Here is an 11,670-nt window from a genome sequence, read left to right as displayed (position 1 = left end):
CCATGCGGAACGCCTCGTTTCCCGTCGACCTCGGCCGTTACTTCGCCCGCATCGGTTACTCCGGGCCGCAATCGCCCGATCTGGCAACGCTCGGCGGCATCATTGCTCGCCATGCGGCGTCGATCCCCTTCGAGGCCATCGATGTGCTGCTTGCCCATCCGGTCGAGTTGTCGCCGGCGGCAATCGACAGCAAGCTCATCGACCGCAAACGCGGCGGCTACTGCTTCGAACAGAACAGCCTTTTGCAGCGTGTACTCAGCGCGCTCGGTTATCGGGTAGAGCCCTTGATGGCCCGCGTCCTGTGGATTCGCGAACCCGATGCGCCGCCGCCCGCATGGTCGCATATGGCGCTTCGCGTCTTCGTGAACGGTGTCGGCTATCTCGTCGATACCGGTTTTGGCAGTTGCGTGCCGACCGCGCCTCTGCGTTTCGACCGGACCACGCCACAGCCGACGCCACATGAGCCATTCCGCCTCAGCCGGACGATCGAGGGCTTCTTGCTCGAAGCCCAACTCGGTCGCGATTGGGTACCGGTCTACGAAGTGTCGCCAACGATTTGCGGGGAGGAAGCGTATCGGATCGCGAATATCGTCACATCGACCCATCCGCAGTCGCTTTTCCGGCGGAACCTGTTGGTGGCGTTGACCACCGAGGAGGCACGCAAGATCCTGTTCGGAAACCGGCTGACGATCCGTGACAGGAACGGCACCGTCACACGCCGTGATCTCGATGCGCCTGCAATAGAAACTGCCCTGACAGGCGTCTTCGGCCTACCCTTCCAGGACGATTGGCGCCGGATCACTGCGCGCATCGGCAGCACGTTCGAAGTATCCACCGCAACGACATGACGTGAGCCCGACGCCCCCGTCTATCGGTGTGTCAGGATGTAGTCCTTGAGGATCTCTGCATGGGTTCGAGCCTCATCCTTCACGCTGTAGAGCAAGGTCACGGGGGCCTCACCAATGTGCTGCCGCAACACGTCAACTGCCGCCGGATTGTTGTCGAGCTCGGCAAGGTAGCGCTTGCTGAACTCGTCCCAGGTGCCTTGAGCCCCGTGAAACCAGCGACGCAGTTCCGTTGTCGGCGCGATCTCCTTGAGCCACAGGTCGACCGCCGCTTCCGCCTTGGTCAGTCCACGCGGCCACAGGCGATCGACCAGGACGCGCATGCCGTCCCCATCCGCCTTCGGCTCATAGACACGTTTCGTCTTCAGATGCATGAACGCCCCTCACACGGTCTCATTGCTTGGACCATAGCCGCCCGCCGCTGTCCGACCAAGCCCGGAGGATTTGCAGGCAGACAACAAGGGCGCGCCCGCTATACCCCGCGTCTGTTGCCCCAGAGCAGAACATGCAGTTGCGGCAGCACCCGAGCCTCGAACCAGCGATCTTCCGTCACCTTGCCGACCAGCCAGAGCATGCGGTCGATGATGCCGTCGATATCGACGGTGGCATCGTCGTCATCAGGGGGCGGCGGCGTGTGGTTGCCGGGCTGCAGGTAGAGCGGCAGATGCGGATAACGGGCCGCCGCATCGCGGGCATAGGCATAATCGCGCTCGTCGAAGACGACGATCTTCAGCGCCACCTCGGGCCGGCCTGCCGCCATGCGAAGACAGTCGTCGAAGGCGTTCCAGTCGGTCTTCATGCCGCTCGACGGCGGCTTCGGGCTCAAGACCAGCACGTCGAGATCGGCAAACCAGTCCTTGGCGATGCTGCCCTGCGTCTCCAGGGCAAACCGGTAGCCTTCCTCTCGCCCACGCGCGATCAGAGGTCCAAGCGGCTGGATCGCCGGATTGCCACCGGATAGCGAGACCGTGAGCGGCTTGCTGCCGGATAGCCGGCTGACTTCGCTCCAGATCTCCTCCACCGTCATCGGCAGCCATTGGTCGCGATATTCGCTGTCGACCGCATGCAGCGTGTCACACCAGCTGCAGCGATAATCGCAGCCGCCCGTGCGCACGAACACGGTCGGCAGGCCGATCAGGATGCCCTCGCCCTGGATCGTCGGCCCGAAGATTTCGCTGATCCGGATGCGCGTTTCGCCAGGCCCGGTCATGGCCGGTATTCCGCCCAGGTCTTCGGTGTTTCGCTGACGCGCACCGCCGAGGTTTCAGGGAGCCTCACCTTGCACCAATCGTAGAAATGCTTTGCCAGACATTCGGCCGTCACCTGGTCATGGCCGAGGACGTCATTGAGGTGACGATGGTCGAAGCTCTCGTCGATGTAGCGCTTCAGTGGCGCCAGCTCGTGATAGTCGCGCACGAAGCCGTGTTCGTTGAGTGCCGCACCGGCAAGCTCGACTTCAACGACGTAGTTATGCCCGTGCAGCCGGGCGCACTGGTGGTCCGCCGGCAGGCTCTTCAGCTGGTGCGAGGCGGAGAAATGGAACTCCTTGGTGATCCGGAACATCACTTCACCTCCTCGGCTGAAAAAGCAGACGTCGCCGCCACCCAGAAATCCGGATCCTCATAATCGGTCGGGTCCGCAACACCGGCAAGATGAAAGGCCTCGCGCCGCTCGACGCAGGTGCCGCAGCGGCCGCAATGGCGTGCGCCACCCTTGTAGCAGGACCAGGTCTCTTCGAAGGGTGTCGCATGGCTTGCGCCGTCGGTGACGATATCCGCCTTCGATACGGTCACGTAGGGCGCGTAGAGTGCAACGTTGGCATAGCCGTCGAGCGCCTGGTTCTGCATCGCCTGAAACGCATCGATGAAACCGGGACGGCAATCGGGATAGATGAAATGATCGCCGCCATGCACGGCGACCGCAACCGCGTCCGCCTTCTGCGCCGCCGCAAGCCCGAAGGCAATCGCGAGCATGATGGCGTTGCGGTTCGGAACCACCGTCGCCTTCATGGTTTCCTCGGCATAGTGGCCGTCGGGCACGTCGACATCGTCCGTCAGCGCCGATCCGGTGAGGTGGGCGCCGATGGCGCGAATGTCGATGATCTGATGTGGTACGCCAAGCCGCCTCGCACAGGCGGCGGCAAAGTCCAGTTCCTTGCGGTGTCGTTGTCCATAGTCGAAGGAGAGCAGGCCTATAAGCTCCTGCTCGGCTGCGACCTTGTGGGCAAGCGATACCGAGTCCAATCCGCCGGAGCAGATGACAATCGTCTTCATGATAGGTGTCCTTGTTTTGACCGGGTAGGCTGCGACCGGATTACGGGGTGCCTTCTAGGACAAAGCAGGGGCGATGGGAAGCTTAATGTCGGAGATTGTGGCGAACAAATACTGTTTCGACGACCGAACATCGGCGCTGTGGCACAAGGCCATAGAGAAATTTTCGATCACCAAGGGGAACGGGAAGCGTCTGCAAGCGTTGCGGCGTGAAGGTCGCCGATGCATTGGTCAATAGCTCGCGCGCCCATAATGGCGGAACTGGGCGCGGGGGTTTCGATGATTCTTGAGATGCGTCAGTGGCTACTGCTGAAGCCCCGGATACGCCCATACGCCCGAAACACGCATCAGATCGCGGTAAATTACCAACCTCTCGTCAGACCCGACCTTTGCCGCCTCATCTTGGGATGGTGCGTCCAGCGCATTCAGCGGCACCACTGCCGTCAGCAGGTCGCGCTGTTTCAATGCGTCTTCCATTACTGTGCGAGCTCGGCGCATGTGGCTTGAGCTGGTCACCAGGATCACAGTGTCGGCCTGATGCCGCACCAACAGATTGGCAGCATTGATCACATTGCCGATCGTGTCTTTCGACTTGTCTTCAATGATGATGCGGTCGCGGCTGACACCCTTGTCGACCAGCCACTTGGACATCACGTCGCCTTCAGTAACGCCATGCTTCGGCACGCCGCCACTCACCATCACCAGTGCTGTCGGGTTCGCCTCTGCAGCCTTCAACGTCACGTCGAGGCGGTCGAGCAAAGTCTGCTGCGCCGTGCCGTCATCCGCCAGCGCGTAGCCCAAGGCGACGACCACGACCTTGCCGGGCACCGTTGGGACATCGAAGTTGGGCTTTTCGGCCATGATCTGTTCTGCGCGAACAAAGCGCTTGCGATACGCCTCCGCGCGCTCGCGATCGAGCCCTGCGAGTGCTTGATGGGCGAGTGCCGCGCCGGTCTCATCGCCACGGATGCGGGCAATCGCTTCCAACCAGCTTTGAGCGTCAAATGCGGTCGGCTCCTTGTCAAGGATACCCTGGAACGTCGTCTGCGCCTCGTCGAGCTTCTTCTGGATGATCTGCGTTGAGGCGACGGCATACTGAAAATCCAGCCGCTCTGGTGCTAACGTCGACGCTTCCTTGAAGGCCGCTTCCACGACATCGTACTTGCCGTGCAAGGTAATGCCCTTGAAGACTTCGGCTTCCGCTTTTTTGACGTCGCCTCCCGACCAGTAATATTGCATGCCAGTGTCCACCAGCTGCTTGATACGGCCAGCGTTGGTCTGATCGAAGGCCACGGCTGGAGCGACCGAGATAAGACACGCTGTTGCTGTCAACACTGCCAGGAGTCGGCGTCTCGCGCCGCCCGCCTTCGTCCGATGCGGAACATCCGACGCAAACACGATCGAGCCCGTCAAAAGGGCAAGAATGGAACTCGGCTTCATTTGATATCTCCCAGTTTTCCGGTTGCCCACAGGCTTGCTCGCCCTCGGGCCGATAAGCGTTCCGTAATCACTTCCGATCTGGCCCAATCTATATGCGGCCAGCATTAGCAATACCAAAACATGACCACCTGTCTAGTGCGCGATGTCAAAACGGACCGCGACTGCGACCAGATTCGGAATAATTCATATTACATTTCTTACAGATAGCGCACACAAGTTGCGTCAGCATTCAGAGACAGTTGCTAGTTGGTATGATATTGGTATTATCCAATTGTGCACCGGCACGCGCGCACCGGGCGGTGCGCGGTCGTTCCGTGAACGCCAATGTCATGGGCAATCAGCTTTTGCCTGCGGGGAGTTCTGCGGCTTATGGGAAGGCAAAGCCTATTCGGCGGCCTCGCTACCGAAGTCCATGCGGAAGCATGCGCCGCCGCCTGGCGAATTCAGAACGGTCATTTGCGCACCATGCCTTCGCGTAATCTGCAGCACGAGATTGAGACCGTGGCCCGCGCCTCGATGCCGCGGCTTCAGCCGGTAAAATGGCTCGAATATTCGCTCGCGCTCTGCCTCGGGAACGCCGGGACCATCGTCGCAGATCTCGATCACGCCGTTACGCTCGACCCGAACGACAATCGCTCCCCGGTTTCCGGCATGCTCGATCGCATTTTTTGCCAGGTTGATGATGGTACGCCTGAGAGAAGGCGAGCCCGCCTGAACGAGCGAGCGCTGCACCGCCGGCTCATATGAAAACTCGTAGCCTTCATCGATCGCCAGCGGTGAAATGTCCCGGCTCGCCCGGTTGACGATCCATGGCACGCCGGCGACCGTCACCAGGGCCAGCAAGACCAGCATCGGCGCGAGGGAAAAGCGCGAAAACTGCAGGATGAGAGCCGACTGGCTCATCAACTCGCCTTGCCCGAATACCGTGAAATCGCCTTTCGCATTCGACCGTCGCCGGAGAACGGCAAGATAGGGTGATGGTTCACCTGCGTCGCGAATGTCCGAATAGGTCATCCTGCCGAGATTCTCGCTCATGCCCCGGTAGATCGCGGGGATGTTGCCGACCCGCACGATCTCTCCGTGGTCGTTGCGCGCGATGAACCAAAAGTCTGGATGCCTGGCATGGACGCGCCCCATTTCCTCGGTTTTTGCCAGCACGAGTTTGCCCTCCGGACCTCTCCGGATCGCGTCGAAGGCCTTCTCCACCGGCGCTGGGCTGACCAGCACACCGCCTTCGTCGGCAAGGACCAGGAGGCTTACAAACGAAAGTCCGAAAGCCAGCAGTATCGCCAACTGGAGAACGAGTAGCTGGGCGATCAGCCGCTGTTTGAGAGATCGGGGCCACAGTTTCCTCACCGGCGGCACCATAGGGCAGGATTGAATGCGCGGTGCATCGTCGGGCCTCGCTCGGACGCGTTCGAAGGGAGCTAACTTTTTGAAATCACGCAAATCTGAAAGAAGATCGTTCTACACGGTTTCAGGATTTGCTCTCAATCCGGGTGAAGCTGCAAACTCGAGATTGCATCGACATTACGCCAGCTGTTCGCGGCCCGGAGCTGCGGCGCCGGGCCGCGACCTTCACTGCTCGTCATCATGCATGCGCATGCGGGTGCTGCCGTTCGTCCCAGACCGACCAGATCGCGAGCGCAGTCACCAGTGCCCCGAGGACGACATGCGTCCACATGGGGCTGGCGCTGGTCGAGAAGCCGAGCAGCCAGGGGGAAGCGATCAGCCAGAGCCCGACGACGAGGCTTGCCCATTCCTCCCATTCCGCAAACATGGCAAGTGTTGCGATCGCCAGAACGCCGAGCACGACGGCGGCGGCCCAAGCGTTCCAAGCCGGAACGCTCTCGACAACGAAGCCCATGATCCACGGGGAGATGAACAGGCAGACGGCGAGAACCAGATTGATCCAGTCCTGCGCTTTCTTTCCTTCCATCAGTGCCATGACAACCTCCACGAATGAAGTTTGACCAAAGCGTACGACCGCGTGCGGCGCACGCTCTGGAAATCATAATAAATTCAATCGAAAACGCTTTCAAATCTTTTTCGCGCGAGCACCCGGTGATCGCACATGCGAAAGCGCGCAGCGAACCGGCGATCCGCTGCTTTCAAAGGGTGTCAAAGCACCGACTGGCCGCCTGTTATCTCGGGCTCTAGATCATTCCATTGTTTCATCGAAACACTGAAGTGATCTAAGTCTTTGAAATTACGCAATTCCGGACGGAAAACCGTTTCGCACTTTTCCTGGAATTGCTCTAGTAACCGCGCCCAGCACCTGCGCCGATGCGGCTGTCGACGGCGCCATTGTAGCGGGCGCCGCCGCCGGCCTCGATGTCGGAGAGGCTCTCGCCGCCGACGAGGATGCCGGTCGCCTGCCCCCAGATCGTCCAGCTTTCGTCGATCTGAACGTTATGGCCCATCGCCGACAGCAGCTTGCGGGTGTCGGGCGAGAGCGCATAGGGCTCCATGAACACCTTGTCGGGCAGCCACTGGTGATGGATGCGCGGCGCATCGACGGCTTCCTGGATGTTCATGCCGTGATCGATGACGTTGAGGATCGCCTCGAGCGTAATCGTAATGATGCGTGCGCCACCGGGGCTGCCGATCACCATGAACGGCTTGCCGTCCTTGGAGATGATCGTCGGGCTCATCGACGACAGCGGCGTCTTGCCGGGCGCGATCGCATTGGCCTCGCCCTGGATCAGCCCATAGAGATTGGGAACGCCCGGCTTCGAGGTGAAATCGTCCATCTCGTTGTTGAGCAGGATACCGGTTCCCGGCGCCACCACGCCGGCGCCGAAGGAGCCGTTCAGCGTATAGGTGACGGCGACCGCGTTGCCCTCGTCGTCGATGATCGAATAGTGGGTCGTCTCCTTGCTTTCGCCGAAGCCCTTCGGGATCAGCGTCGCGGAGACACCGGCGCGGAAGGGATCGATCTTGGCACGGATTTCCTTCGCATAGGCCTTGTCGGTGAGCTTGGCGACTGGGTTTTCGACGAAATCGGGATCGCCGAGCGACGTGTTACGGTCGACATAGGCATGGCGCATCGCCTCGATCATCGCGTGAACCGTGTCCGCGGCGCCATAGCCCATGTAGGAAAGCGGATAGCCTTCGAGCACGTTGAGGATTTCACAGATGATCACGCCACCGGAGGACGGCGGCGGCGAGGAGACGATGTCATAGCCGCGATAATTGCACTTGACCGGCTCCAGTTCGCGCACCGCATAGCGCTCGAAGTCCGCCTTGGCGAGCACGCCGCCCTTCTCTGAGCTCGCCTTGACGATCTGATCGGCGATCGCGCCCTTGTAGAAGGCGTCCGGGCCTTTTTCGGCAATGCTCGAAAGCGATGCGGCAAGGTCCGTCTGGACGAGTTTTTCGCCGGCCGCAAAGGCCTTGCCGTCGGGCTTCAGGAAGATCGCGGCCGCGGCCGGATCTTTCGCCAGCCTTTCGGCCCTGCCCTCGAAGGTACTGACATCGCCCTCCTCCAGCACGAAGCCATCCTTGGCTAGCGCGATCGCCGGCGCGATCAGTTCGGCAAGCGGCTTCGTGCCATAGCGGCTCCGCGCAACCTCGAAACCCATGACCGGCCCCGGCACGCCGACGGCGAGATAACCATCGGTGCTCAACCCTTTGATGACATCTCCCTTCCCGTCGAGATACATGGTCTTGGTTGCCGCCTGCGGCGCCCGCTCGCGGAAATCGAGGAAGGTCGTCCTGCCGTCCTTGAAGCGGATGGTCATGAACCCGCCACCGCCGATATTGCCGGCAGTCGGATAGGTGACGGCGAGCGCATAGCCGACTGCAACCGCCGCATCCACCGCGTTGCCGCCGCTCTTCAGGACCGCGACACCTACATCCGAGGCCAGGTGCTGGGCAGTCACCACCATGCCATGCTCGGCCTTAACCGGTTCCGGCGAGGCGGCTCGGCCCTCCGGCGGAGCCAGGCTCAGCGCAAGAAACAAGGTGACGGGCAGGCTCTTCAAGCGAAAACTCAGCATGCGTCTCTCCCTCGCAGGCGTTGCTCGCAGTGCCTTGCCGGCGGCCGCGACGCGGACGCCCGCCACCGCGTTCAACGCGGCGGCAACAATCTTTTGGCCAGGCAAGCACTGATTGTGGGCAGCTATGAAGTCAGCGGAGTATAGCCACGCCCGGTCGGCGATGGCAATTCACACCTGACCGATGGCAGCGTTTGAACGCGAGGGGCTGTCTTGGGGCGGGCTCCCCCCGCAGGCAACGTGGGGAACCATACGGCTCTCTTCAGGCGGCATCCGCCAGGATGAGAGCCGCGCCCTTTTCCGCAACCATCATCGTCGGAGCGTTGATGTTGCCAGCCGTAATGTTCGGGAAGATGGAGGCGTCGACGACGCGCAGACCCGGAACGCCATGAACCCGCAGGCTGCTGTCGACGACGGAGCTCGCCTGGTCCGGCCCCATCGCGCAGGTGCCGCAGAGATGGTAGATCGAGCCTGAGTTTTCGCGAAAATAATCCATCAGCGCGTCGTCGCTCTGAACGCGCGGCGCGGGCGAGATTTCTTCCGCGGTCAGTGAGGAGAGCGCCGTGGCCGACGCGATCCGCCGCACCAGCCGGCTTCCCTGCAGCACTTCGTCGATGTCGCGGTCGGTCGTCAGGTAGTTCGGCCGGATCAGGGGCTTTTGCGCGGGGTCGCCGGATGCGATCTGGATGCTGCCGCGGCTGGTCGGCCGGCAGGAGTTGAAGCAGATCAGGTAGCCCGGATAGGGCTCCGGTTTCAGCCCGGCCTTCGGATCATTCGGGATCCGATAAGACAGGGGATTGAAGTAAAGCTGGATGTTCGGCCGCTCTTCGTCAGGTTTGCCGCGGAAGAAGCCACCGGCCTGATTGACGCTCATCGAGAACGGACCCTTGCCGGTGAGCAGATATTGCAGGCCGAGCCGCATCTGGCCGAACAGGCTGCCGAACTCGTCGTTGAGCGTCGGGATGGTGGCACGATAGTAGAAGCTGGCGCAGAGGTGATCCTGCAGGTTCTGGCCAACCGCCGGCAAATGCCGCTGTGTCTTAACCCCGAGCGAAGACAGCGTCTTGCCGTCGCCGATGCCCGAGACCTGCAGCAGCTGCGGGCTGCCGACGGCCCCGGCGGCAAGGATGACTTCGCGGCCGGCGGTAAAGCGCCGGCGGGCACCGTTCTGGACGACATCGACGCCGGTCACGCGCCCGTCATCCGCAAAGACCAGCCGCTCGGCCTGGGCGTAGCGCTCGATCGTCAGGTTGGGCCGTTTGAGCGCAGGGCGCAAATACTCGGCGCTCGAATGCGAGCGGCGGCCGTTGTTGGTGTTGACGTCGTAGACGCCAGCGCCTTCGAGCGAGGCTCCATTGAAATCCTCGTTCAACGGCAGTTGCAGCGATCCGCAGCTTTCAAGAAAGGCGTCGGTGATCGGATGCGTCATGCCGCGCATCGGGGTGATGTGGATCGGGCCTTCGCCGCCATGCCATTGCGACGATCCGCGCGCATGGGTTTCGAGCCGGCGGAAATAGGGAAGCACGTCGTCATAGCCCCAGCCCGCATTGCCGGCGGCTTTCCAGTCGTCAAAATCGTCGCGCGCGCCGCGCACGTAGATCATCGCGTTGATCGATCCGGAGCCGCCCTGGACCTTGCCGCGCGGCACGTAGATGCTGCGATCCTGAAGCTCGGCTTCCGGCTCGCTCGAATACATCCAGTTCACCTGAGGGTTATAGTAGCTGCGGGCGTAACCGACCGGGATCTTGAACCAGAAGGAATTGTCGTTGCCGCCGGCCTCGATCAAGAGCACCTTGTGGTGACCGTTCTCGCTGAGCCGGCTCGCAAGGATGCAACCCGCCGACCCGGCGCCGACGATGATGTAATCGTAGATCATCTCGTGTCCCTGATATCCGAATTCACCCGCGCGCGGGGGCAAAGGCCTTCACGTCCGCCGGCCGGCTGTCCATCTGGAGGTGCAGACGCTCGCCGGTGTAGGGCGTGTGCTTTTCGACGACGTCCATGTTGAGCTCGATGCCGAGGCCGGGCTCGCGCGAGGGGATGAGGTAGCCGTCCTCGACGGTAAGCTTGGTCTTCAGTACGTCGGCGTGGAACCCGGAGAAATCGAGGATCGCCTCGTGGATGAGGAAGTTCGGCGTGGCAGCCGAAAGCTGGATACTGGCCGCAGCCCCCACCGGACCGTTGTAGAGATGCGGCGCGATCTGGGCGTAATAGGCCTCGGCCATGCCGGCGATCTTCTTCGCCTCGAGCAAGCCGCCGACGCGCGCCACGTTCATTTGCAGGATCGACGCGGCCTTGAGTTCGAGCACGCGCTGGAACTCGTATTTGGTCGTCAGGCGCTCTCCGGTCGAAACCGGAATGGAGGTTGCGCGCGCCACCTCGGCCATCGCCGCTTCCTGTCCCGGCGGCACCGGCTCTTCGAACCAGAGCGGATCGTATTTTTCCAGGCGCTTGGCAAGGCGGATGGCCGAGGACGGAACCATCTGGCCGTGGGTGCCGAAGAGCAGATCCGCACTGCTTCCGACCGCGTCGCGGATCTTGCGGCAGAATTCCTCGCAGCGGTCCATGACGCCGAGCGAAAGCTGGTGGCCGGAATAGTTGGTGTAGGGCCCGGCCGGATCGAACTTGACCGCGGTGAAGCCCATCTCGACCATCTCGACCGCGCATTCGGCGGCGAGATCCGGATCGTTGAAATCGAACTCGCCGGCGGCGTTCTTCGGGTAGAGGTAGGTATAGGCGCGGAGCTTCTCGTGCACCGTTCCGCCGAGGAGATCCGAGACCGGCCGGCCGGCGGCCTTGCCGATGATGTCCCAGCAGGCGATCTCGAGACCCGAGACGATGCCCATCATCGTCGGATCGGGGCGCTGGGTGAAGCCGCTCGAATAGGCCGAGCGCCAGAAGCGCTCGATCTGGTGCGGATCATGGCCGAGCAGGTGCCGCTCGAACACGTCCTCGATCAGCGGCGTCATGGCGCTCGGATGGAACGAGGTCGCATAGATCTCGCCGATGCCTTCGATGCCGCAGGCGGTCGTGAGACGCACGAAGATCCAGTACATGCCGCCAACATGCGGTGGCGGGACGGCGACGGCATAGGTCTTGAGAGACGCGATCTTCATG

11 protein-coding genes are annotated in these 11,670 nt (G+C 61.9%); 1 reads left to right on the top strand and 10 read right to left on the bottom strand.

What is annotated here, in order from left to right:
• The first annotated feature begins 2 nt into the window (after positions 1-2).
• Positions 3-848: an arylamine N-acetyltransferase family protein gene (locus tag AC070A_RS08535; RefSeq protein ID WP_113132599.1), complete on the top strand. Its 846-nt coding sequence runs from the start codon at positions 3-5 to the stop codon at positions 846-848.
• A gap of 20 nt (positions 849-868) precedes the next feature.
• Here AC070A_RS08535 and AC070A_RS08530 read toward each other — a convergent pair whose 3' ends face one another.
• The 10 genes from AC070A_RS08530 to AC070A_RS08485 form a co-directional block, all read right to left on the bottom strand.
• Positions 869-1,219 carry a DUF488 domain-containing protein gene (locus tag AC070A_RS08530; RefSeq protein WP_112996420.1) on the bottom strand — a complete coding sequence of 117 codons (351 nt, stop codon included), beginning with the start codon at positions 1,217-1,219 and terminating at the stop codon, positions 869-871.
• Positions 1,220-1,317: 98 nt separating this feature from the next.
• Positions 1,318-2,055, bottom strand: coding sequence for a 7-carboxy-7-deazaguanine synthase QueE (queE, locus tag AC070A_RS08525; protein ID WP_112996421.1), 738 nt, complete (start codon positions 2,053-2,055; stop codon positions 1,318-1,320).
• Positions 2,052-2,408 (bottom strand): 6-carboxytetrahydropterin synthase QueD, encoded by a 357-nt coding sequence (gene queD / locus AC070A_RS08520; RefSeq protein WP_492383825.1) that lies wholly within the window; start codon positions 2,406-2,408, stop codon positions 2,052-2,054. The genes queE and queD overlap by 4 nt, the downstream gene beginning before the upstream one ends.
• Positions 2,408-3,118: a 7-cyano-7-deazaguanine synthase QueC gene (queC, locus tag AC070A_RS08515; RefSeq protein ID WP_057255414.1), complete on the bottom strand. Its 711-nt coding sequence runs from the start codon at positions 3,116-3,118 to the stop codon at positions 2,408-2,410. The genes queD and queC overlap by 1 nt, the downstream gene beginning before the upstream one ends.
• A gap of 300 nt (positions 3,119-3,418) precedes the next feature.
• Positions 3,419-4,555 carry a YdcF family protein gene (locus AC070A_RS08510; RefSeq protein WP_112996422.1) on the bottom strand — a complete coding sequence of 379 codons (1,137 nt, stop codon included), beginning with the start codon at positions 4,553-4,555 and terminating at the stop codon, positions 3,419-3,421.
• Between the two features lie 384 nt (positions 4,556-4,939).
• Positions 4,940-5,911 carry a sensor histidine kinase gene (locus AC070A_RS08505; RefSeq protein WP_112996519.1) on the bottom strand — a complete coding sequence of 324 codons (972 nt, stop codon included), beginning with the start codon at positions 5,909-5,911 and terminating at the stop codon, positions 4,940-4,942.
• A 235-nt stretch (positions 5,912-6,146) separates the two neighbouring features.
• Positions 6,147-6,503 (bottom strand): SPW repeat protein, encoded by a 357-nt coding sequence (locus AC070A_RS08500; RefSeq protein ID WP_058323092.1) that lies wholly within the window; start codon positions 6,501-6,503, stop codon positions 6,147-6,149.
• A 310-nt stretch (positions 6,504-6,813) separates the two neighbouring features.
• Entirely contained in the window at positions 6,814-8,556 is a 1,743-nt protein-coding gene (gene ggt / locus AC070A_RS08495; RefSeq protein ID WP_192495526.1) for a gamma-glutamyltransferase, read from the bottom strand.
• A 259-nt stretch (positions 8,557-8,815) separates the two neighbouring features.
• Entirely contained in the window at positions 8,816-10,429 is a 1,614-nt protein-coding gene (locus AC070A_RS08490; protein WP_112996520.1) for a GMC family oxidoreductase, read from the bottom strand.
• Positions 10,430-10,451: 22 nt separating this feature from the next.
• Positions 10,452-11,669 carry a mandelate racemase/muconate lactonizing enzyme family protein gene (locus AC070A_RS08485; protein WP_113132595.1) on the bottom strand — a complete coding sequence of 406 codons (1,218 nt, stop codon included), beginning with the start codon at positions 11,667-11,669 and terminating at the stop codon, positions 10,452-10,454.
• Position 11,670: the final 1 nt, after the last annotated feature.

The organism is Ensifer sp. GW101-20A05, assembly GCF_059424735.1.
The sequence above is the reverse complement of the archived record's forward strand: the minus strand, read 5'-3'. Positions and strand labels throughout refer to the sequence as shown.

Bases quoted from the DNA above. Each gene is read 5' to 3' on its own strand.
- AC070A_RS08535 (WP_113132599.1), top strand. From the start codon at position 3: ATGCGGAACGCCTCGTTTCCCGTCGACCTCGGCCGTTACTTCGCCCGC.
- AC070A_RS08530 (WP_112996420.1), bottom strand. From the start codon at position 1,219: ATGCATCTGAAGACGAAACGTGTCTATGAGCCGAAGGCGGATGGGGAC.
- queE (WP_112996421.1), bottom strand. From the start codon at position 2,055: ATGACCGGGCCTGGCGAAACGCGCATCCGGATCAGCGAAATCTTCGGG.
- queD (WP_492383825.1), bottom strand. From the start codon at position 2,408: ATGTTCCGGATCACCAAGGAGTTCCATTTCTCCGCCTCGCACCAGCTG.
- queC (WP_057255414.1), bottom strand. From the start codon at position 3,118: ATGAAGACGATTGTCATCTGCTCCGGCGGATTGGACTCGGTATCGCTT.
- AC070A_RS08510 (WP_112996422.1), bottom strand. From the start codon at position 4,555: ATGAAGCCGAGTTCCATTCTTGCCCTTTTGACGGGCTCGATCGTGTTT.
- AC070A_RS08500 (WP_058323092.1), bottom strand. From the start codon at position 6,503: ATGGCACTGATGGAAGGAAAGAAAGCGCAGGACTGGATCAATCTGGTT.
- ggt (WP_192495526.1), bottom strand. From the start codon at position 8,556: ATGCTGAGTTTTCGCTTGAAGAGCCTGCCCGTCACCTTGTTTCTTGCG.
- AC070A_RS08490 (WP_112996520.1), bottom strand. From the start codon at position 10,429: ATGATCTACGATTACATCATCGTCGGCGCCGGGTCGGCGGGTTGCATC.
- AC070A_RS08485 (WP_113132595.1), bottom strand. From the start codon at position 11,669: ATGAAGATCGCGTCTCTCAAGACCTATGCCGTCGCCGTCCCGCCACCG.